At 28.7% G+C, this 23,380-nt stretch carries 23 protein-coding genes and 1 riboswitch; of the genes, 5 read left to right on the top strand and 18 right to left on the bottom strand.

The annotated features are described in order from the left end of the window. Positions 1-29: 29 nt before the first annotated feature. The 3 genes from HF850_RS01485 to HF850_RS01480 all read right to left on the bottom strand — a co-directional run bounded on the left by HF850_RS01485 (position 30) and on the right by HF850_RS01480 (position 1,355). A complete protein-coding gene (locus HF850_RS01485; RefSeq protein ID WP_169103715.1) occupies positions 30-683 on the bottom strand; it encodes an HAD family hydrolase in 654 nt (217 codons plus the stop codon). 97 nt (positions 684-780) lie between these two features. Next, positions 781-1,065, bottom strand: coding sequence for a hypothetical protein (locus HF850_RS16080; RefSeq protein WP_347564372.1), 285 nt, complete (start codon positions 1,063-1,065; stop codon positions 781-783). Positions 1,066-1,085: 20 nt separating this feature from the next. Further along, entirely contained in the window at positions 1,086-1,355 is a 270-nt protein-coding gene (locus tag HF850_RS01480; RefSeq protein ID WP_347564371.1) for a GNAT family N-acetyltransferase, read from the bottom strand. A gap of 206 nt (positions 1,356-1,561) precedes the next feature. Here HF850_RS01480 and HF850_RS01475 point away from each other — a divergent pair, with 206 nt between their 5' ends. Further along, a complete protein-coding gene (locus HF850_RS01475) occupies positions 1,562-2,437 on the top strand; it encodes a radical SAM protein (RefSeq protein WP_169103714.1) in 876 nt (291 codons plus the stop codon). 514 nt (positions 2,438-2,951) lie between these two features. Here HF850_RS01475 and HF850_RS01470 read toward each other — a convergent pair. Further along, positions 2,952-3,572 (bottom strand): PLP-dependent aminotransferase family protein, encoded by a 621-nt coding sequence (locus HF850_RS01470; RefSeq protein WP_243159358.1) that lies wholly within the window; start codon positions 3,570-3,572, stop codon positions 2,952-2,954. A 40-nt stretch (positions 3,573-3,612) separates the two neighbouring features. Continuing rightward, positions 3,613-4,716: a DUF3810 domain-containing protein gene (locus HF850_RS01465; protein ID WP_169103713.1), complete on the bottom strand. Its 1,104-nt coding sequence runs from the start codon at positions 4,714-4,716 to the stop codon at positions 3,613-3,615. A gap of 198 nt (positions 4,717-4,914) precedes the next feature. On the opposite strand from HF850_RS01465, the gene HF850_RS01460 reads away from it, so the two are divergent. Together HF850_RS01460 and HF850_RS01455 are read left to right on the top strand one after the other, a co-directional pair. Beyond that, positions 4,915-5,460, top strand: coding sequence for an NADH peroxidase (locus HF850_RS01460; RefSeq protein WP_169103712.1), 546 nt, complete (start codon positions 4,915-4,917; stop codon positions 5,458-5,460). A 54-nt stretch (positions 5,461-5,514) separates the two neighbouring features. Further along, positions 5,515-5,838 carry a DUF1540 domain-containing protein gene (locus tag HF850_RS01455; RefSeq protein ID WP_169103711.1) on the top strand — a complete coding sequence of 108 codons (324 nt, stop codon included), beginning with the start codon at positions 5,515-5,517 and terminating at the stop codon, positions 5,836-5,838. Between the two features lie 180 nt (positions 5,839-6,018). Here the strand turns inward: HF850_RS01455 and ribE are convergent, their stop codons facing one another. The 5 genes from ribE to HF850_RS01430 all read right to left on the bottom strand — a co-directional run bounded on the left by ribE (position 6,019) and on the right by HF850_RS01430 (position 11,328). After that, positions 6,019-6,483 (bottom strand): 6,7-dimethyl-8-ribityllumazine synthase, encoded by a 465-nt coding sequence (ribE, locus tag HF850_RS01450; RefSeq protein WP_169103710.1) that lies wholly within the window; start codon positions 6,481-6,483, stop codon positions 6,019-6,021. A 67-nt stretch (positions 6,484-6,550) separates the two neighbouring features. Further along, positions 6,551-7,747 (bottom strand): bifunctional 3,4-dihydroxy-2-butanone-4-phosphate synthase/GTP cyclohydrolase II, encoded by a 1,197-nt coding sequence (locus tag HF850_RS01445; protein ID WP_169103709.1) that lies wholly within the window; start codon positions 7,745-7,747, stop codon positions 6,551-6,553. A 19-nt stretch (positions 7,748-7,766) separates the two neighbouring features. After that, positions 7,767-8,423 (bottom strand): riboflavin synthase, encoded by a 657-nt coding sequence (locus tag HF850_RS01440; RefSeq protein WP_169103708.1) that lies wholly within the window; start codon positions 8,421-8,423, stop codon positions 7,767-7,769. A 40-nt stretch (positions 8,424-8,463) separates the two neighbouring features. After that, a complete protein-coding gene (gene ribD, locus HF850_RS01435; RefSeq protein ID WP_169103707.1) occupies positions 8,464-9,639 on the bottom strand; it encodes a bifunctional diaminohydroxyphosphoribosylaminopyrimidine deaminase/5-amino-6-(5-phosphoribosylamino)uracil reductase RibD in 1,176 nt (391 codons plus the stop codon). A 305-nt stretch (positions 9,640-9,944) separates the two neighbouring features. After that, a riboswitch (FMN riboswitch) is annotated at positions 9,945-10,070 on the bottom strand. A 49-nt stretch (positions 10,071-10,119) separates the two neighbouring features. Further along, positions 10,120-11,328: a DUF6398 domain-containing protein gene (locus HF850_RS01430; protein WP_169103706.1), complete on the bottom strand. Its 1,209-nt coding sequence runs from the start codon at positions 11,326-11,328 to the stop codon at positions 10,120-10,122. 446 nt (positions 11,329-11,774) lie between these two features. Between HF850_RS01430 and HF850_RS01425 the strand changes: the two genes are divergently transcribed. Continuing rightward, positions 11,775-12,671 carry an amidase domain-containing protein gene (locus HF850_RS01425; RefSeq protein ID WP_169103705.1) on the top strand — a complete coding sequence of 299 codons (897 nt, stop codon included), beginning with the start codon at positions 11,775-11,777 and terminating at the stop codon, positions 12,669-12,671. A gap of 80 nt (positions 12,672-12,751) precedes the next feature. Here HF850_RS01425 and purB read toward each other — a convergent pair whose 3' ends face one another. Then, positions 12,752-14,182: an adenylosuccinate lyase gene (gene purB, locus HF850_RS01420; protein ID WP_169103704.1), complete on the bottom strand. Its 1,431-nt coding sequence runs from the start codon at positions 14,180-14,182 to the stop codon at positions 12,752-12,754. A gap of 305 nt (positions 14,183-14,487) precedes the next feature. On the opposite strand from purB, the gene HF850_RS01415 reads away from it, so the two are divergent. Then, complete coding sequence (locus HF850_RS01415) at positions 14,488-14,712, top strand: DUF378 domain-containing protein (protein ID WP_169103703.1); 225 nt, start codon at positions 14,488-14,490, stop codon at positions 14,710-14,712. Positions 14,713-14,803: 91 nt separating this feature from the next. On the opposite strand, the gene HF850_RS01410 is transcribed toward HF850_RS01415, so the two are convergent. From HF850_RS01410 to HF850_RS01380, 7 genes are all read right to left on the bottom strand, one after another. Then, on the bottom strand, positions 14,804-15,064 hold the full coding sequence (locus HF850_RS01410) for an HPr family phosphocarrier protein (protein WP_169103702.1): 261 nt from the start codon (positions 15,062-15,064) through the stop codon (positions 14,804-14,806). 110 nt (positions 15,065-15,174) lie between these two features. Next, positions 15,175-15,435 (bottom strand): stage V sporulation protein S, encoded by a 261-nt coding sequence (locus tag HF850_RS01405; RefSeq protein WP_169103701.1) that lies wholly within the window; start codon positions 15,433-15,435, stop codon positions 15,175-15,177. Between the two features lie 184 nt (positions 15,436-15,619). After that, positions 15,620-17,161 (bottom strand): ribonuclease Y, encoded by a 1,542-nt coding sequence (gene rny, locus HF850_RS01400; protein WP_169103700.1) that lies wholly within the window; start codon positions 17,159-17,161, stop codon positions 15,620-15,622. 307 nt (positions 17,162-17,468) lie between these two features. Then, positions 17,469-18,536, bottom strand: coding sequence for a recombinase RecA (recA, locus tag HF850_RS01395; protein ID WP_169103699.1), 1,068 nt, complete (start codon positions 18,534-18,536; stop codon positions 17,469-17,471). A gap of 169 nt (positions 18,537-18,705) precedes the next feature. After that, the gene (gene pgsA / locus HF850_RS01390; RefSeq protein WP_169103698.1) at positions 18,706-19,296 is read right to left on the bottom strand and encodes a CDP-diacylglycerol--glycerol-3-phosphate 3-phosphatidyltransferase; all 591 of its coding nucleotides are present in this window, start codon (positions 19,294-19,296) and stop codon (positions 18,706-18,708) included. Continuing rightward, the gene (gene rimO, locus HF850_RS01385; RefSeq protein ID WP_169103777.1) at positions 19,280-20,599 is read right to left on the bottom strand and encodes a 30S ribosomal protein S12 methylthiotransferase RimO; all 1,320 of its coding nucleotides are present in this window, start codon (positions 20,597-20,599) and stop codon (positions 19,280-19,282) included. Before rimO ends, pgsA begins: the two co-directional genes overlap by 17 nt. Before the next feature lie 241 nt (positions 20,600-20,840). Beyond that, positions 20,841-23,312 carry a DNA translocase FtsK gene (locus tag HF850_RS01380; RefSeq protein WP_169103697.1) on the bottom strand — a complete coding sequence of 824 codons (2,472 nt, stop codon included), beginning with the start codon at positions 23,310-23,312 and terminating at the stop codon, positions 20,841-20,843. Between the last annotated feature and the right edge of the window lie 68 nt (positions 23,313-23,380).

Raw genomic sequence — 23,380 nt, 5'->3', positions numbered from 1 at the left:
TTCATGATATTAATTTTTCACTAATAATATTATAGTAATATATCTAAAATATCCTTTGGTTCTTTAGCAATATAATCTGCTCTAGCTTGAGTTAGTTCAACTACATCTCCAAATCCATAAAGAACTCCTATGGTTTTTAAATTATTCTCTTTTCCTCCAATTATATCGTGTTCTCTGTCACCAACCATAATTACTTTAGAAAAATCATCAATGCCAGCTTCCTTTAAAGCATATTTTATTACATCAGCTTTTTTTACTCTTGTCTCTTCTAAATCAGCTCCACCTATAAAATTAAAATATTTAGCTAATCCAAAATGTTCAAGTATTATCTTTGCATGAACTTCTGGCTTTGAAGTAGCCACTATAAGCTCCTTGCCATTCTCTTTAAGAGTTTTTAGTACTTCTTCAATTCCATCGTAAACTTTATTCTCAAACAATCCTTTATCTTCATAATATTCTCTAAACTTAATTAATCCTTCTTGGGCCTTATCGTCATCAAATCCATAAAATCTTTTATAAGAATCTTTTAATGGTGGACCTATAAACTTATTTAAATCTGTAATATTAGGAACATCTATTCCAAAATATTTTAATGCGTATTGTACTGCTTTTGTTATTCCCTCTCCTGAATCTGTAAGTGTTCCATCTAAATCAAATAAAATGTACTGAAAATCTTTATTCAATCCTAGTACCTCCATGTATAAAATTTCTGTAGTTTAATATTTTTTATTATACCATGACTTTCATATTCAATACATAAATTTAACCTTAATGTAAAGCTTACAATATCAGTTCAAATTCTAATTCATGCTTTATAGGTATATTAAAATCACCATACAAAGGTATCTCTGGTTTTATAGCTCTTGCTGACTCAACTGCATTTTTATATACTTTTACAAGCTCAAAACCTCTTTTTTGAATGAATTTATTTACCTCTTCCCTGTTGTCTTCAGATATTTCTTTAATAATAGTTATTGATTTTTCCTTTGAATTAATTAAATATTCCTGTCGAGTAATACCATAAAAGCATATATCACATATTCCACTTTTATTGATATCTGCCATATGCTGCATTCCCTCATATTTTAGTCCACTTTTTTCATTACTTTGCCTGAAGAAACATTATTACTATCATACTTTGCATATACTCTATTTACCTTCACTTTATTAAAGAAAAAGTCTAATACCGATACTTTTTTACTTGTTTCCAATTTTTTATGTGTAGGCCATATAAGATATCTTGTAACATCTTTATCGCTAGCCCAATTTTTATACATATTTTCAGCATCACTAACTTTAAACTTTCTCAATATAAGCCTCTCTGTTTCAATGGTTACAGCTCCCAAACTATTCATATCCATCCTCCACACTACCTACTTTTATCAACTAATATTCTACATTCCAGCTACTTTTATTACAATTAATCCCATATCATTCATTCCAAAAGTACATATAAGCCCACATAAAATGCTTTAATATTTCTTACAATAAACTTAACATGACACTCACATGTCATATTATTTATAGTAAAATTAAACATATATATTAAGGAGGTATTAAAATGTCAAAAGAAATTGAAGGCAAGATTCTTCTTTCAAAAAATAAATCCCCTTCAAGTTGGTTCGGATGCAAATATTTATTTAACATTTACAGAGGATGTGAACATAAATGTATCTACTGCGATTCCAGAGGTTTATGCTATAGAATAGAAAATTTTGATGATTTAAATATAAAAATTAATGCGCCTTTCTTACTTGAAAAAGAATTAAAGAGCAGACGAAAAAAAGGAACTATAGGTACAGGTTCCATGAGTGATCCTTACACTTTATCAGAAAAAAAATATATGCTTACAAGAAAATGTCTTGAGATTATTTCAAAATATAATAATCCTGTTCACATAACTACCAAAAGCAATCTAATATTAAGAGATATAGATATTTTATCAGAAATAAACAAAATATATGCCTCTGTTGCTATGACCATAACAACATATGATGATAAACTTGCAAAAATAATTGAACCAGCTGCACCATCATCTTCCTATAGATTTAAAGCTCTTGGAATATTATCTTCAGCTGGAATCTGTACCTGCATTACACTAATGCCAGTTCTTCCTTTCATTGAAGATAATGAAAAAAATATATTAGAAATAGTAGATAGAGCTAACTATTACGGCGTAAAATATATAGTTCCATTTTTAGGAATAACTATGCGTGATAGGCAAAAAGCATATTTTTATAAAAAACTTGATGAAAACTTTCCTGGAATAAGATTCAAATATGAAATGAAATTTAAAGATAAATATAAATGTTATGACAATAATATAAAAAAATTAGCGAATACTCTTTTAGAAGCAAGTAATAAATATAATATTTCTTTAAAAATACCATCCTACGATGAAAAACTCACTAATGCTCAACTGAGCTTTTTGCAATAATAAATAAGCTTTTTTATCTTTAATACAGTACTTTATGCCTGTAAAATATAAGTTATTTTTTCTATATAATACGAATAATATTAATTGACAAGTATATTATCAGGAGGATTTTTTATGGCATTACGCCTTCTTTCAGTAGGATTTAATCTTTTAGTCTTTTGCTGCTGTCTATGCTTCCTTTTATTATATTTTAAAAGAGGCCTTTTATTGCATAAGGTGTATGTGTTTATTCCCATTATTTTTTTCTCCTTGCTACTTGCTTATATTAATTATAATTATCAGCCCTATAATTTCTTTCTTCAAAAGTATCTTTCAATATGTTGGGGGTTCTGTGCTATTGCTGCACTCTTTTTAAAACCAATAAGAAAAGTGAAATTTAATACCATACGTTTTTTAATCTTCTTATCACTTTTTGGTACTCTCCTTCAGCTAATTATATAACCATATATATTAATAAAAGAGCATTTAAAATAGCTGGATTTTAAATACTCTTCTTTATTTTCACTTTTATTTATTAACTAAGGCCAATACTATGCCCTCCATTAGGGAAGAAAGGTCCTCCTGGTATAAATGCAACATTCTTTTCAATACACTTTGTCAATAACTCTCTTGCATTTATATATTCAGGTAGTTTAATCCATGTAAATAATCCTCCATCAGGTTTATTAAATTCAACATAGTCTGGAAATTCTTCTTCCATAGTCTTTATTGCAAGGCTACATCTTTTTTTATATAATCGCCTAATTTTTTCAATATGCTCATCAATATCATTTAATTCTAAATATTTAGCAATATCCATTTGTGCAATTGTATTACATTGTAGATAAGTACTCTGTTTAATTATAACAAGCTTCTCAATTATATCTTTATGTGCTGCAACCCATGCAATTCTATATCCAGGACAAAATATCTTAGAAAATGTTCCAAGACATACAACATTTCCAGTTGTATCAAATGATTTTAATGATGGAAGATTTTCACCATTAAATCTGAACTCTCCATATGGATTATCTTCAATTACAACTTTATTATATCTTCCTGTAATATCTGCTATTGCCTTTCTTCTTTCTAAAGTCCATGTTACTCCTGTTGTATTTTGAAATGTTGGAATAGTATATATTAATTGAAATTTCAAAAGATGTACCTAATGTTTAACTTTATTTCATATAACTTAATTAAAATTGATTTTTATATCCAGATATCAAAAGCTTTACCACACCATTATAACTATTTATTCCATTTTTCTGACCAACCATCTTTAAAAGCTTGTCATAAATAAAATTATATACACTAGACACAATTCCCCTATATGGTTTCCAGAACATATCATCCTGTATAAGCTCCCTTTTTACACCATCACATGTATCTTTACTTATTTCAGTAAATGCCTCCTTATCTGCATAATATAAATCATTCATGCAATACACATATGCCATTATATAACCGCTATATTGGTAATTATAATCTTCAGAGTTTATACATGATAAAAAACTTATATAATTTGCTTCATCTTCATTATTAAATCCTCTTATATGACTAAGCTCATGACATATGGTACTAGGTATATTATGTTCTGGCATATCCTTATTATAATTTGCTTCTATTGTAAAAGTACTTTCCCCTTGAAGAAGCTGATATGACATTAAACTTGAAAAAATATATCCCTTTGGATTAGGATAAAACCCTTTTAGACAATCATATTTATTAGAAAGATCATACATATTTTTTCTTCCTATTTCTTTATAATCACTCTTAAGAGCAAATAATCCATTGTTATCTTTATTGATCTTTTTATCTAGTTCATTTAAATTATCCTTTAAGTATATACATAATTCCTTTAAATTTTCTTTATCAACTTCTTTTCTTTCAAGATTTGTAATTACTGCAAAACTAGATTTAAAGCAGTTTACACCTTGTGTTACCATATTCAAAAATGTAAATATAGATATATATAAAAGAAGTGATGAAACTGCTCTAATTAATATGTCTTTTATTTTTAATTTTCTTTGAATTAACAAACAAAGATTTTTTATTATGCAGTATAATATATACAATACAAATACATATAATATAATTTCATACACTGAAAATGGTATCCAAGAAATCATTCTACATATTGTATCTACTAAAAAAGTGTATATATATTTGTTATACCAGTCTCCAAAACCATCTATAGTCTGGCACATAACAAGAAGATTTAAACTTATTCCTCCAAAAATACAAGTCCATATTAATTTTTTCTTTATATTTATTGATTTTAAATATCCTTTTTCCTCCATAACTTTTCACTATTCCCTCTAATGTGTTTATAATTTTATTTTATCATATCACTTTAACACACAAAAATTTCTAAAATCCATTTATTATTTATTTTCTAATTAAAATGCAGATTAGTACACTAATATTTTTTAATAATAAGGTAATAATAAATATAAGGTTGTTTTTACCTACTAATACTTTAAAATGGAGGAATTATAATGAAACGTTTTATTTGTACTATATGCGGATATATTCATGAAGGGGATACACCACCTGAAGTATGCCCTATTTGTAAGGCAACTGCAGATAAATTTAAAGAAGTGGAAGATGATCTTCAATTTGCTGATGAACATAGAGTTGGTATAGCTGAAGGTCTTGATGAAGAAATGCTAGAAGCATTAAGAGCTAATTTCATGGGTGAATGTACTGAAGTTGGTATGTACCTTGCAATGTCCCGTCAAGCTGATCGCGAAGGCTATCCTGAAGTCGGTGAAACATATAAAAGAATAGCATATGAAGAGGCAGATCATGCTTCAAAGTTTGCTGAAATATTAGGCGAAGTTGTTATGCCATGTACAAAATCAAATTTAAGTGCACGTGTTGAAGCTGAATTTGGTGCATGCCAAGGTAAAAAAGATTTAGCTGATCTTGCTAAGAAAAATAATTTAGATGCAATTCATGATACAGTTCACGAAATGTGTAAAGATGAAGCTAGACATGGAAAAGCTTTTAAAGGTTTGTTAGATAGATACTTCAGTAAATAATTTTAATAATATTAATTTAATTTCAAAATAAAATCATAAAAAGGAGTGTTTTTTGTGCAAAAAATTAATTGTGATGTATGCAACTGTTCACATAACAAAAATAACGTTTGTTATTCTAACACAGTAGATATTGGAGGTATGAGTGCATCTAGCGACAGTGGAACATGCTGTGGTTCTTTCTTAATACGCTCACTCTATGGTGATTTAACTTCTAATACAAATAGTTCTGGTCCATGCGATGCGTTAATCTGCAGTGTTGAAACTTGTACTCACAACTGTAATAAGTTATGTGATTTGCAATCAATAAATGTGTCAGGCAGTAATTCTCAAATATATTCCGAAACTAAATGTGCAAGTTTCGAAAAACAAGAATACTAATTATATTGTTTTAAAGCTGATTAATTTTCATATTATATACTATCATATAAATAATTTATATATATATATAACATAACAATGTCACAATTAATCAGCTTTTATATTTATTCTTTAATTAAATCTCTTAATCTAATAGATTTAATATATGTGTATATTATTTTTATCTGTTTATATTAATATCTAATTCATAACTTGTAGTAAATTCGCCATTTCTATTGCAGACACAGCACATTCATATCCTTTATTCCCAGCTTTACTTCCTGCTCTTTCAATTGCCTGCTCAATATTATTTGTAGTAAGCACACCAAATAATACAGGCTTTTCAGTTTCTAATGAAACTGATGCTATTCCTTTTGATACTTCACTACATACATAATCATAGTGAGATGTTGATCCTTTAATTACAGCTCCTAAACATATTACAGCATCATATTTATCTTTTTTAGCCATCTTTTTTGCTATAAGTGGAATCTCAAATGCTCCTGGTACCCAAACCACATCAATATCATCATCTTTTACACCATGTCTTTTTAATCCATCAAGTGCTCCTTCTAGAAGTTTTCCTCCTATAAATTCATTAAATCTTCCTACTATAATTCCTACTTTTAAGCCTTCAGCTACTAACTTGCCTTCAAATTTATTCATTACTATCTCCTCCAAAAATCTATATATATCTTATAATTGTGAATATATTAATTAAATATTTTTACTTTTATATATTAAGCAAATGATTCATTCTTTCTTTTTTAGTTTTTAAATAAAATATATCGTATTTATTGCTTTTCATTTCTATTGGAATTCTTTCCACTACCTCTATTCCATATTTTGTTATTCCTTCTATCTTGTCTGGATTATTTGTAATAAGCTTTATTTTATTTATTCCAAAACTCTTTAATATATCTGCACTAGCTCTGTAATCTCTTAAATCTTCTTCAAGTCCCAATGCAAGATTAGCATCTACTGTATCAAGTCCTGTATCCTGAAGTGCATATGCCTTAAGTTTATTTAAAATTCCTATGCCTCTTCCTTCCTGTCTCATATATAAGAGTATCCCACATCTCTCTTCAGCTATCATTTTCATGGCTTTGTCATACTGTTCACCACAATCACACTTTCTAGAACCTAATGCATCTCCAGTAAGACATTCTGAATGTATTCTTACTAAAATTGGTTTATTTTCTTCTTTTATATCTCCTTTAACTAAAGCTAAGTGACATTTGTCACCATTCTTTTCTTTAAATGCAAACACCCTAAATTCACCATACTTTGTAGGAAGTTTTGCTTCAGCTTCATTAGATACAATACTTTCGTTTTTGAGCCTGTAACTTACCAAATCAGCTATTGTAATAATCTTTAAATCATGTTTTTCTGCAAACTCAAATAAGTCATCTCTTCTTGCCATAGTTCCATCATCTTTTATTATTTCACATATAGCAGCTACACCTTTATATCCTGCCAATTTAGCCAAATCAACAGCAGCTTCTGTATGACCTGTTCTTTCAAGTACACCATTTTTCTTTGCTATAAGTGGAAATACATGTCCAGGTCTTCCAAAATCTAATGGATTAACACTTTTCGCAAGCATTTTTATTGTTTTTGCTCTTTCAAATGCTGATATACCTGTTGTAGTATCTTTATAATCAACAGAAACAGTAAATGCTGTTTCATGATTATCTGTATTTTTTTCTACCATAGGATTTAAACCAAGCTTTTCTGCTAGTTCCATATCTATAGGTGCACATAAAAGGCCCTTAGCATGAGTTATCATAAAATTAATGATTTCATTAGTTGCCACTTCCGCTGGAATAACAAGATCCCCTTCGTTTTCACGTCCTTCGTCATCAACAACTACAATCATCTTTCCGTTTTTCAAATCATTTATAGCTTCTTCTATACTTGAAAATTTCATATACTTTTCCTCCCTTGACCTAAAAACCATGCTTACTTAAAAATTCCATAGTTATATTACTTTTTTTATTACAGATTTTTGTATCATCCTGTCTTAATAAAAATTTTTCAACATATTTTCCAATGAGGTCACACTCTATATTTACAGAATCATTTATTTTTTTATAGTTTAATATTGTATTTTCTAATGTATGTGGTATAACAGAGACCTTAAATATATTTTCATCCACATATGCCACAGTAAGGCTTATTCCATCTATTGTAATAGAACCTTTAAAAATTATATATTTTAGTATGTCCTCTGGTACTTGTACAGAAAACCATGTTCCATCTATCTTCTTATCAATATCAATAATTTTACCTTTTCCATCTACATGACCAGTTACTACATGACCTCCAAGTCTATCAGACAAACTAAGTGCTCTTTCTAAATTCACTTTATCTCCATCAGTCAAAATTCCAAGATTGGTTCTAGCCATAGTTTCTCCCATAACATCAGCTATAAAATGATTTTCATAAAGCTTATTAGCAGTAAGGCACACCCCATTAACACAAATACTATCACCTAATTTTATTCCTTCTAATACTTTCTGGCATTGAATATCAATCTTATAAAATCCACTATCATATTGAATTTTTTCTACCTTTCCTAGTTCCTCAATAATCCCAGTAAACATATAATCACCTTCTTATTATTAAACTCAGCTAATTTACAATTTAACTAATATACCCTGTAATTACAAAATCCTTATCTATTTTTTCAAACTCCATATTTTTTAGCTCTACAGATTGATCAAGCTCTAAAAATCCACTTCCTTCAATACTGCTTTTAGATTTTTCTCCACCTATTATTTTAGGAGCTATATAAAATCTAACCTTATCTACAATTCCCTCTTCTAATACTGAAAAATTAATATTTCCTCCTCCTTCAATAAGTATAGAATCTATACCTTCTTCACCTAATTTCCTAATTAGTTCTGTCAAATTAACTTTTCCATAATTAGACTCTGTTTCAATTACCTTAATCCCCATACTTTCCAGTTTATTTTTCTTTCCTTCATTACACCCTTTTACAGTTCCTACAATTGTAATCCCACCATCATTTATTACCTCTGAATTCATGGGAATTCTTAAATTACTATCTACAATTATTCTTATAGGATTCCTAACTTCTCTTTTTCCAAATTTCAACTCAAATCCATCTGCTACTGATAAATTATATTGTTTAATATATCCTAGTAAATTACTATAATCATTAAGTTCATCTTTATCTATTCTGCAGTTAAGCCTTGGATTATCTTGAATTACAGTATTTATTCCAACTAAAATCCCCATATATTTATTTCTAAGTTTATGTGAATCTTTCCTAGATTCACTAGATGTAATCCACTTGGATTCTCCATTTGACGTTGCTATCTTTCCATCTAATGACATAGCGCTCTTCAAAACTACAAACGGAACCTTTTTTGTTATATACTTAATAAATACCTCATTAAGCTTTCTACATTCTTTTTCTTTAATTCCAACTGTAATTTCAATATTATTATCCTGTAACTTTTTTATGCTTTTTCCTGCTACCAATGGATTTGGATCGAGCATTCCAATCACTACTCTTTTAAATTTCTTTTCAATTATTAAATCTATACAAGGTGGAGTTTTTCCATAGTGAGCACATGGTTCCAGTGTTACATAAATAGTACTTCCCTCAACATCCTCAAATGAATTCTTAATTGCATTTCTTTCTGCATGATTTTCACCATACTTCTCATGATATCCCATTCCTATAATTCTATTATTTTTTACAATAACAGCCCCCACAAGAGGATTAGGACTCACACTGCCCTCACCTTTTCTAGCTAACATTAAAGCCAACTGCATATAAATTTCATCCACTAATTAATACACTTCCTTTATTGGTTATTAATTTAACAATTCCCAGTATATTTATTTTTCCATATGTAAAGAAAAACCCCTGAAGTTTTATCTTCAGGGGCTTCTGCCAAATTATTTAGTCTACTTATATTTATTAAATATGATTATTCTAAACTTAATTATTATATATTCTAATAAGCTTTTAATAAAAAAATCCTGAACAAAAGTTCAGGATAAATATTCTAATATATTAAATCATAATTAATACACTTGCCTTATTAAACTATATAAACATTTAGCCAATATATAATAAATTATAATAAATATATACTCTTCCTTTTATCCAGACTATACTGTTGACTTCGGAATTCCACCGAACCTGCTCTTAAAAACTTAAAAGCCCACGGGCTATAACCGCCAGTTGAGAATTACACTCTATCCTGAAGAATTATTAAATTTTACAAAGAATATATTATCATATATGTTTAATTTTGTAAATACTTATCTAAAATTTAATATTTCAAAATTCTTATTCATATCTTTAAGCCATGTTCTTATTTCTGAATTATTCCATACTTTTAATCCCAATTCTGAATATGCAGCTGCTTCATCTTCGCTTCCTATTCTCGAACCATTATATGCTGATTTTGCAGTCTTCTTCTTTAATAAGTAATCCATAACAAATTTATTTTGTCTATATGCTCTTCTTAATGCACTCTCAGCTTCTTTTTTCTTTCCAGTTTTAAATAATAATGCTGCTCTATTATAGCATGTAGCTGCTAAATAATCATGAATACATCTATCTAAAAGTGCATAAGCTTCATCATATTTTTCTTCTATCAATAACCAGCTTGATAGAACTCTTCTCACTAATAAATCATCTGTAGTATTATATTGAATTATTTCTGAAGCTTCTTTAATAGCCTCATCTCTCTCTCCTTCTTTCCATAAATGTTGAGCCAAAACATACTTAGCTCCAAAAAGAGGTTGAGCTATTTCTAATTTAAATATTCTTTTATCTGCATTTTCTAATTTATCGATCTTTAATGCATTTTGTGCAGCTTTTACGGCTCTTCTTAACAGCTCAGTCTTTTCACTCAAGCTTAATTTTGCATCGTTAGATAAAATTATATATGCATCTGAACAATCTTCATAAATATTTAAAGCTTCTCTTGCGTACTTAGCTTTACTATTATAATTTTTTTCTCTCCATGCTCTATTTACAATTCTTTGAGCTTCAACATACTTATTGCTTATTATTAATTTATCAGCATTATTTTTTTGATTTACAGCTGTTGTTGCCGCTTCATTTTTCATTGGTGATTCATTAGAATCCTTTTCATTAACTGATGATAATATCCACTTTTTATTATCTTCATTTATTCCTAATAATGATTTTACTTCTTTAGATTTATTTGAACCTGTACTACTGCTTACACCAAATTTTTTATATAAATCTAACGCTTTTATATAAGGTTCTTCTTTTGAGTCAAATAATCCGTTTACACTTCCTATAGCATGCACTATACCAGCTGCCCATGAATCACTTTTACCTTTTTTCACAATTGTTTCATTATTTAAAAATAATAACTTGGTAGCTTCTACACAAATATCATTATATTCTTTATTTAAATATTCATTTGAAAAGCTATTAATTTTTCCAATTACCTCTTCATATTTGTCAGCTAATATCTTCGATATTTCTTGCATTATTTCCGATATCTCCTTTATATAATCTTCAGTAAATTTGATTTTCTATTAAAGTATTATTATTTTTTACCCACTTTATCAAATTCATACTTTTATTATAGTACAATATCTCATATTGTAAAATTTTTAATCACCTTGCAATTATAACACATTATTTATATTTGTTTCTACTTATATTAACATTATTTTTGTCTACTTACCTATCTAGCCTAACTATCATAATAATTATATTATTTGTAAAATCACATAAATTATTTTTCAAATATACATTATAAATTCATTTTTTATAAGTCTTAATTCTAACAAAATGTAGTATATTTTTATTAGAATTAAGTTATTAAGGTTGATATAGTATGCTTTCAGATTATTTATATAATTTATGTAAATTTATCACCGCAAATTTTCAATATATGAATACCAAAAATATTAGTCCATTTTCATCCTTTATGGATTTTAATTTATACGAAAATATACTTACAAAAAATAATTTTAATTATATTTGGATGAAAAAGTTACACCATAAGCACACTAGTTTTAGCTTTAAATATAAGTATGAAATATTAGAACAACATTATGATTTATTGAAGATTAAATTGACTATCTTAAATTCTTTTCTTATTGACTTTAATGATAAGAGTATAAAATCCGGCTCTATAGATGAGTATCTATTAATAATTGAATACACAAAAGGTTCCCTTTTAAACGCTCTTATATTAATTTCACGTGAAGAAAATGAATTTAATTATGACAATTATCTTAATAAAAACTTATCCTCTATTTCAAATTTAGATTTAAGAATATTGACTTATGATAATACAACTTTATGGAATAGTAAAATTAAAAATATAAATGAGCTTTATAATTGTTTTATGAATAAATCCTCATATAATAGATTTTCTACTTCAAAATTCAATATAAATAATGCTTGTAAATACGCTGAAAAATATGCTTTAACGCCAAATAATAATTACACAAATTTTAATGATTCCGGTGGTGACTGTACAAACTTTATTTCACAAATAATTTATGCTGGAGGAATCCCACTTACTAACACATGGAAACCATATACCAGTTCATGGATACGAGTTAATGAATTATATAAATATATTACAAAAAATAATATTGGCAACAAACTTCCTGACGATTCCCCTTATATAAGGGGAACTATAATACAATTCTATACTCCTCAAAAAGGGTATTATTTTCATTCAGGATTTATAACTTATGTACTTCCATTCAATGAAGCATTATACTGCTGCCATAGTTATAACAAATTAAATTATCCACTAAGTGAAATATATCCTGTTATATATCCTGTAATACGTTGCATTACTTTAAATTAACAAAAAAGACATATTGAGTAGTTCATATTTATACTACCCAGTATGTCTTTTAAAAACAATATATACTTATATTTTCTATATTAAACTGTTATTTCACTTTCAATTCCTAAAGCTTCTTTGTTATCATTAAGAATTGGCTCAACATATTCTTCAATAAATTCTGTAACTTGACTAGGAGCTCTTCCTACAAATTTAACTGGATCTATTACTCCTAATATTTCTTCCTTAGTAAGTCCAAATGAATCATCATTGATTATTCTCTCGATAAGGTCATTATCTAAACCTTCACCCTTAACTCTTTGTGCAGCAGCCATTGAGTGAACTCTGATTTTTTCATGTAATTCTTGTCTATCCTTACCTCTCTTTACAGCTTCCATCATAATATTTTCTGTTGCCATAAATGGTAATTCTCTTTGTACATGAGCAGCTATAACTTTATCATATACAACCATATTTTCAGCTATGTTAATATATAAATTTAATACTCCATCTAATGCTAAGAATGCTTCTGCAACAGATAATCTCTTATTAGCAGAATCATCTAAAGTTCTTTCAAACCATTGAGTTCCTGCAGTAATAGCTGGATTTAATGAATCTACTATTACATATCTTGCAAGAGCGCTGATTCTTTCACTTCTCATAGGATTTCTCTTATATGCCATTGCTGATGATCCTATTTGATTCTTTTCAAATGGTTCTTCCATTTCCTTCATATGTTGAAGTAATCTTAAATCATTACTAAATTTATACGCACTTTGTGCTATTTCTGATAAAGTATTTAAAACTATCGAATCAAGTTTTCTTGGATAAGTCTGTCCAGTAACACCAAAACTTTTTTCAAATCCCATTTTTTCTGCTACTATCTTATCTAAAGCTTTTACTTTGCTTTCATCTCCATTAAATAACTCCATAAAACTTGCTTGAGTTCCTGTAGTACCTTTAACGCCTCTTAATTTTAATTTTGATAATAAGAAATCAATATTTTCTATATCTAAAACTAAATCCTGCATCCAAAGTGTTGCTCTCTTACCCACAGTTGTTAATTGTGCAGGTTGAAAATGTGTGAATCCAAGAGTTGGCATATCTTTATATTCTATTGCAAAATTCTTCAAATGATTTAATACAGTAACAATTTTGCTCTTAATTATTTTTAAAGCATCCCTCATTATTATAATATCTGTATTATCACCAACATAGCAAGATGTTGCTCCTAAATGAATTATACCTTTTGCAGATGGGCATTGTAACCCATATGCATATACATGACTCATTACATCATGTCTTACTTCTTTTTCTCTTTCTATTGCCTCATCATAATTAATATCATTAATATGTTCTTTTAACTCTTTTATCTGTTCATCAGTTATATTTAATCCTAATTCCTTTTCACCTTCTGCTAATGCAACCCATAGCTTTCTCCAAGTTGTGAATTTCATATCATCTGAAAAAATAAAACTCATTTCCTTTGATGCATATCTTGAATTTAATGGTGTACTATATAAATTTCTCATTCAAAAACCTCCACACGAATATATTCTCTCTTTTAAGTTTCATCATTCGTATTATAGCATATTTTTTTACCTTTTGTACGATTTTTTTTATTTTTATATTATTTTTTTCATTAAAAATATTCCCTATTTATGAATATTCGTATAAACCTTTATTTAAAATATAGATATTTGTATACGTGATACTTATTAGATATGTTTTAAAATTGATACCTCTTTTTACAAATTTTAATTTAACTTTTTGTTATTATTGTATTTTTAACTCATATACATATATTAATGATTTAGTTATTAAGGAGTGATATGATGTGTGTAAACTGAACATATTTGATAAACTATCACTAATTTTAGTATTTATAGGATCTGTAAACTGGGGATTAATAGGGTTATTAGACTTTAATCTTGTAAACTTTATTTCACTTGGAATACCAATAATAGAACGCTGTATTTATGTATTAGTATTTGTTGCAGCACTAAACTTGGCATCCCTTCCATTTAGATGTGATTTAATTGATTCAGACTCTTATAAATAAAACGAAGTCGTTATAATGACGACTTCATTTTTTAATTTATGTAGACATAAAAAGGGTTTCATATTTTAAATATGAAACCCTTTTTACAATATTAGTCTTCTAAACCTTCAACTAATTTTACAATTTCGTCAACTGCTAAAGCTTCGTCATCTCCAGATGCTATAACTTTAATAGTTGCATCTTTAGTTACTGCTAAAGATAAAACTCCAATTAAGCTCTTAACATTTGCTTTTTTTCCATTATATTCTATGCTAATGTCAGATTTAAATGATGAAGCTTTCTTAACTAATAATGTAGCTGGTCTAGCATGAAGACCTGATCCATTTTTTACAACAACTTCTTTTGCTATCATTAATATACACCTCTTTACAAAAAATTAATAAATATAGCATTTAACTCTTATAGTATAAACGTTTTTATTGAAAATTTCAACTCAAAATTTTTCATTATTATCCAAAAATATCATCTCGGTTGAACTATTAGCTTTATTGCTGTTCTCTCTTCTCCATCTATTTCTATGTCTGTAAAGGCTGGTACACATACTATATCCTTTCCACTAGGTGCAACAAATCCTCTTGCTATTGCAATTGCTTTTACTGCCTGATTTATTGCTCCAGCTCCAACAGCTTGAATCTCAGCTATATTTTTCTCTTTTATTATTGCAGCTAACGCACCTGCTACTGAATTTGGATTTGATTTAGTTGATACTTTTAATACTTCCATTTTTGTTATACCTCCTAGAAATGTTTTCTGCTAATCGTTTACATTAAATATATTCTATAATCTAATAAAAAATCCTCCTTTTTTCTATATCGTTACTATAAGTTCTTCAAATGCTTTATAAAATATAAGTTGTTATATTATAAAAGATGAAGCATATTAAAAATATACTTCATCTCTATCTTCACTATTTAGCAAAATCAACTGCTCTAGTTTCTCTTATAACGTTAATTTTAATTTGTCCTGGATATTCAAGTTGTTCTTCGACACTCTTAACTAAATTATGTGCTAATTCAATTGTTCCAATGTCATCAACTTTGTCTGGTTTAACCATAATTCTAATCTCTCTACCAGCTTGAATGGCATATGACTTTTCTACACCTTCATACGAATTCGCAATTTCTTCCAACTTTTCCAATCTCTTAATATATGCTTCTAATGTCTCTCTTCTAGCTCCTGGTCTAGCTGCTGATATAGCGTCAGCTGCTTGAACTAACACAGCTTCTAAAGATTGCATTTCAACATCTGAATGATGGGCTGCTATTGCATTAACTACTAATGGCGATTCGTGATATTTCTTAGCAAGATCTCCTCCAATTAAGGCATGAGGGCCTTCTTGTTCTTGATCAACAGCTTTACCAATATCATGTAGTAATCCTGCTCTTTTAGCTAGAGTAACATCTAAACCTAGCTCTGAAGCCATTAAACCAGCTAAATATGAAACTTCTATAGAATGTTTTAAAACATTCTGTCCATAACTAGTTCTATACTTTAATCTACCAAGAAGCTTAATAATTTCTGGATGTAATCCATGTATACTAGTTTCTAGGGCCGCTTGTTCCCCTTCTTCTTTGATACTGTTTTCAACATCCTTTGTTGCTCTTTCAACCATCTCTTCAATTCTAGCTGGATGTATTCTGCCATCCACTATTAACTTTTCTAAAGCTATTCTAGCAATTTCTCTTCTTATCGGATCAAAACTTGATAAAATAACTGCTTCTGGAGTATCATCTATAATTAAATCTACCCCTGTTAATGTTTCTAGAGTTCTAATGTTTCTACCTTCTCTACCTATAATTCTACCTTTCATTTCATCATTAGGTAGTGTAACAACGTGTACAGTTGTCTCTGATACATGATCTGCTGCACATCTTTGGATTGCAGTTGTAATTATTTCTCTTGCTCTCTTATCTGCTTCATCCTTTGCCTTGCCTTCGATATCTTTTATCATTAAGGCCACATCATGCGTTATTTCTTTTCTAATTTCATCTAAAAGAATTTCTCTAGCTTCTTCACTAGATAATGCTGATATTTTTTCTAACTCAGCTCTTCTTTCATTCTCAAGCTCCTGTACCTTTGCTTCTGCATATTCTACTTCAATCATTCTTTCATTGATTGTCTGTTCTTTTTTCTCAAGAATTTCATTCTTTTTATCAATTGCTTCTTCTCTTTGAATTACTCTTCTTTCAAGCCTTTGAACCTCATTTCTTCTTTCACGAGATTCCTTATCAAAATCATTTCTTAATTTGTGAACTTCTTCCTTAGCTTCTAGAATTGCTTCCTTTTTAGTAGCTTCCGAATCTCTTTTTGCTTTTTCAAGAACATCCTCAGCTTCTTTCTCCAACAACTCTATCTTTCTTTGCGAAGTATTTTGAATTGTTTTATAAACTACTATTCCTAATATTAAAAGAACTATAATGTCTATTAATATCATTACTGCTATTCCCACATAAACACCTCCTAATTTATCATTTTCTCATTTATATTAATAAGAAAGTGAGTAGGTGTCATATTCTTCTCACTGCATTTGGAATATGCTAAACCAGTATTCCTTTTTATTCTATATTAAAAATAAAAATATGTCAAGTTTGCCCATATATTACCTCTATCATTCAATATGCTCTAAAATTCTAAATATAGCTGTACTTATGATTACTCATGAGTACAGCTATTATTAAATAATTTTTCAATTTTACTTTAAATATATATCAGATAAAATATGTTTTTCTATAGCTAATTCTATACCTTTAATATTCTTATTTTTCTTCTTTTTCCACCACATCATTTGTTGCGCTATTTTCTTTATTAGCTGTAGCTAATTCTGCTAGTGGTAAGTTATATTTACTTCTAATTTGGTTTTCTATATCTAATGCAACTTCTGGATTTTCTTTTAGATATATTTTTGCATTTTCTCTACCTTGACCTAATCTTATATCTCCATAAGAGAACCATGCACCACTCTTTTGTACTATTTCTTCTTTAACACCAACATCTACTATATTACCAGTTCTTGAAATACCTTCATTATACATGATATCGAACTCAGCTTGCTTAAATGGTGGAGCAACCTTATTCTTTGTTATCTTAACTCTTGTTCTATTTCCTATAATAGAATCTCCTTGCTTAATAGAATCTATTCTTCTTATATCAAGTCTTATAGATGCATAGAATTTTAATGCTCTACCACCTGTAGTAGTTTCTGGTGATCCAAACATTACCCCAACTTTTTCTCTTAATTGGTTTATAAAGATTGCTACACAATTAGTCTTGTTTATTGTACCAGCAAGTTTTCTTAATGCTTGAGACATAAGTCTTGCTTGTAATCCAATATGAGAATCTCCCATTTCTCCTTCTATTTCTGCCTTTGGAACTAATGCAGCAACAGAGTCAACAACTAAAACATCAATTGCTCCAGAACGAACTAATGCTTCAGCAATTTCAAGACCTTGTTCACCAGTATCTGGTTGTGAAATTATTAAGCTATCTACATCTACTCCTATTTTTTGAGCATAACTTGGATCTAGTGCATGTTCAGCATCTATATATCCTACTGCGCCACCTTTCTTTTGAGCTTCTGCAGCTATACTTAATGCTACTGTAGTTTTACCTGAACTTTCAGGTCCGTATATTTCAATTATTCTTCCCTTTGGTACACCGCCAATTCCAAGCGCAATATCTAAGTCTAAGCATCCAGTTGAAATAGCATCCATTTTAGTAACATTATGATCGCCTAATTTCATTACTGAACCTTTACCAAATTGTTTTTCTATATGACTCATAGCACTTTCAATTGCTTTTAATTTATCTGCATCTATTTTGCCCATAATACTACCTTCCTCTCATCGAACTAATGTTCTTATTTAATTAAATTATAGAATAATTACTGAATATAGTCAATGATTATTCCAATAATAATTCCTTCTTTATTTTTATAAAGAAGGAATTATTTTAAGTATAACCAATTTAGATTATTTTAGTCATAGTATTTATTTATTATTTATCAATTGCTATAGCATCCTTATTCTTTTTAAAATATTCATATCCTGAAATAAGAGTTATTATAACTGCTACCATAAGCATTATTGATGGAACTATATTAAAGAAATCGTTCCAAAATTTACTGTTATTAACTAAATCCATTGTATACTTAAAGTCATGTATATTTACCTTAAGTAGTAATAATATTATTGCAATTATCTGAACAACTGTTTTTATTTTTCCCCACCAACTTGCTGCTATAACTATGCCTTGTGATGCTGCTATAGATCTTAATCCTGAAACAGCAAATTCACGAGCAATAATTACAACCGATGCCCATGCTGGCACTATCTGAAGTTCAACAAAAGAAATTAATGCTGCAGATACTAATAGTTTGTCAGCTAATGGATCCATAAATTTTCCAAAATTAGTTATTTGATTTCTACTTCTTGCTATATAACCATCTAATTTATCAGTCAATGAAGCCAATATAAATATTGCTGTTGCAATTGTACTACTATATGGTATATGCCTTGCAGAAATAAATATTAGAAATATTGGAACTAAAATCATTCTTAATACAGTTAACCTATTTGCAAGTTTCATCAACAACAACTCCTATTAAATCATAATCCATACTCTTAGTTATTTTAACTTTTACAATTGTACCTATTTGTATGTCTTTATCACTCTTAAAGAATATATTTCCATCTATATTTGGTGCCATTTCATAGTTTCTTCCACTGTACTCATTTCCATCATATCCTTCAACAAGAACATCATAAACTCTACCAATTTTAGATTTATTTATAGATTCAGAAACTTCTCTCTGAACTTTCATTAAAATTTCTTCTCTTTCTCTTTTAACTTCTTCAGGTATTTGACCTTCCATTCTTGCCGCAGGAGTATCCTCCTCTTGCGAATATGTAAATACTCCAACATTTTCAAGTTTATATTCTTTTAAGAAATCAATAATTTCATTAAAATCTTCTTGAGTTTCTTGTGGGAACCCAACTATAAAAGTTGTTCTTATAATCATTCCATCTATTTTATCTCTTAATTTATTGATTTTTTCTATTATAGCTTCTTTATTTGTCTTTCTTCCCATAAGTTTTAACACATGACTACTTATATGTTGTATTGGTAAATCTAAATATTTAACAACTTTATCATTATGTGCTATTTCATCAATTAATTCATCATATATTTCTTCTGGGTAACAGTAAAGAACTCTTATCCATTCTATTCCTTCTATTTTAGATAATTCTTGTAACAATACATGAAGATTTTTCTTTCCATAAATATCACTTCCATACATTGTTGTATCTTGTGCAATAAGAATTATTTCTTTAACACCATTTTTACTTAAATCTCTTGCTTCTTCAAGAATATTTTCCATCTTTCTGCTTCTAAATTTTCCTCTTATCTTAGGAATTATGCAGTATGTACAAAAATTATTACACCCTTCAGCTATTCTTATATAAGCACTTTCCTTTTGAGTTGTAATTACTCTTTTACCCTCATTTATACTTTCATCAGAATAATTAAGAAGATTTGCTGCTTCTTTATTACCATTTATAAAATCAGTTATAACTTCATTTATTACATTGTAATCATTAACTCCAAGCATCATATCTAATTCTGGAATCAATTGACCTAATTCCTCACCATATCTTTGAGTCAGGCAACCTGTTGCTATAAGAAGCTTACACTTATAATTAACTTTGTAATTTGCCATTTCTAAAATAGTATCTATAGATTCTTGCTTTGCACTTTCAATAAAACCACATGTATTAACTATGATTATATCAGCATCTTTAGGATTATTAGTTATTATATAATCACTACTCATATTTCCTAACATTATTTCAGAATCTACTCTATTTTTATCGCAGCCAAGGCTTACCATTCCAACTTTATATTTATCAGAAGCATCCTTTCTTATAGGATCTTTTACAATTTGTATATTATTTTCGATCAAGTTTTGTATCCTCCTGTGTTTTAATAGTTTCAATTATAACAAATGAAAGCGTAAATTTACAAGCCATTCTTATTATACACCTGATTATACTACAATAAAATTGTTAATTATCTCATATATAATCTAAGTCTATAACATTTATTAGTTTTTAAGTATTATTTATGTTAAATTATACACTTTCATCCTTTTCATTATTTGATTCATACAGTTGTGCTTTTGTTACAAGAACCTGTCTTGGCCTACTTCCATCTTTTTCAGATATTATCTTACGTTCTTCAAGTTGATCCATAATTCTAGCAGCTCTATTAAACCCTATTCTTAGTTTTCTCTGTAAAAAAGATGTAGAAGCCTGATTATATTCAACCACAATCTTTATCGCTTCATCTAATCGTTCATCAATATCATCATTACCTTCTGAACTATGACCGCCATTATTATCAGCTGTATTGTTAATATGTTCAATTATATCTTCTTCATAATTGATTTCACCTTGTTCACTCTTTATAAATGATATTACATTTTCTACTTCTTCTTCAGATATAAAGCACCCTTGAACTCTTAACGGCTTGCTTTCTCCAACAGGATAATAAAGCATATCACCTTTTCCTAGAAGCTTTTCTGCTCCTGAACTATCTAATATTGTTCTTGAATCTATTTGTGACGATACAGCAAAAGATATTCTAGAAGGTATATTAGCCTTTATTACTCCAGTAATAACATCTACAGAAGGTCTTTGAGTCGCAATTACAAGATGCATTCCAGCTGCTCTTGCCATTTGTGCAAGCCTTCCAATGTAATCTTCAACATCATTCGGACATACCATCATAAGATCTGCAAGCTCATCCACAATAATAACAATATAAGGAAGTTTTTCTGTTATCATTCCTTTATTAAATAGATCATTGTAGGATTCCATATTTCTTACTCCCATGTCTGCAAACAGCTTATATCTATTTGTCATTTCATTTACAGCCCAATTAAGTGCAGCTGCTGCTTTTTTAGGGTCAGTAACAACTGGAATTAAAAGATGTGGTATTCCATTATAAACATTAAGTTCTACTACCTTTGGATCAACCATAAGAAGTTTTACCTCATCTGGATCATATTTATATAGTAAACTTATAATTAATGAATTTATACATACACTCTTTCCTGAACCTGTAGCCCCTGCTATAAGTGTATGAGGCATTTTACTTAAATCCCCCACCACACATTTACCTGATATATCTTTACCAAGGGCAAATGCAAGTTTTTTCTTTGATTCTATAAATTCATCACTTTCTAATACTTCTCTTAAGAACACAGCTGTTTGTTTACTATTAGGAACTTCTATTCCAACAGCTGCTTTTCCTGGAATAGGAGCTTCAATTCTTATACCAGATGCAGCAAGCCCCAACGCTATATCATCACTTAAATTTACAATCTTACTTACTTTTACACCTGGGCTTGGTTGAAGTTCAAATCTAGTAACTGATGGCCCCTTTGTAACCTGCGTCACCTTTGCATCCACTCCAAAATTAGCCAGTATTTCCGTAAGCTTATCAGCATTTTCTAGTAACTCTTTCTTATCTGAGCTATTTAATCTTGTACTAGAATTACTTTTCAATAAATCAATATTTGGATGTACATACTTCTTTTCCTTTTTATTTTCTAAAATCTGCTCTTCTATCTCCTTATTTACAACTTCTTTAACATCATTATCAAGTTTACCTTTTTTTCTTGAATTTGTTTGCTGTTCTATTTGCCTTTCGAAAGTTGTTCTACTTTGAACAGGTTCTTGTATTATAGGTTCTTGTATCATATCTTCTGAATAATTATTTTCTACCACATCGTTTGCCACTTCTGTTTCAATATCATCGTCATCCGAAGCATTTTTTATAAAATCTAATACTTTTATTTTCTTATCTAGATTACCAAATAACTGTCGACTTGATTTTTCTTCTTTTCTCTCAACCTCTTCATTATCATCTTCAACAATATTTATAAAACTATTCTGTCTCTTCTTTTTAACATGAAGCTCTTTTCTTTCTTTTTCAACAATTCTTTGTTTTCTATTATTTTTCATTTTTTCAGTTGTATTATATGCTTTTAATCCTAAATCATATAATGTAATGTCAAAAATAAAAATAATAGATATTACTGAAAAAGCAAATAAAACTATATATGTTCCTAAAAAGCCAATAAGCCTACATAAAGGATAACATATTAGATATGATAGTATTCCACCATGAATAAATTCACTCTTATTGTATATAATCGCCTTAAAATTATATATAAAATCATCAGGCTTATTAGAGCTTTGTATATTTAATGTCCCGCAAACCATCATTATAACTAATATAAGTAGAGTTATCCCAAAGAAATTCTTACTTAACTCAATATTCCCTCTAGTTTTTATATATTGAAATCCAAAATATATAAGATAAATAGGTAATGCATATTCACCAACACCTATAGCTGCACATGATATTTTTTGTGCTAAAGATGATAGTACCCCTGCAAGTTCAGTATAAATTGCTATTCCCATAATTAGCCCTGTTGCTATATAAATAATTCCAATAATATCTGCATTTAAGGCATTATCCTGACGCTTTTTTCTTGCTGCACTTTTATTGCTTTTGCTTTTGGTTCTAGCCAACATAAATCACCTCTTTCTTTAAATATTTCTACACCTACACATATTCTCCTTTAATAAGATACCACTAAAAA

The organism is Clostridium sp. SM-530-WT-3G, assembly GCF_012843905.1.
Classification (GTDB): domain Bacteria; phylum Bacillota; class Clostridia; order Clostridiales; family Clostridiaceae; genus Clostridium.
Note: the sequence above shows the minus strand (reverse complement) of the source record. Positions and strands in the feature narration are given on the sequence as shown.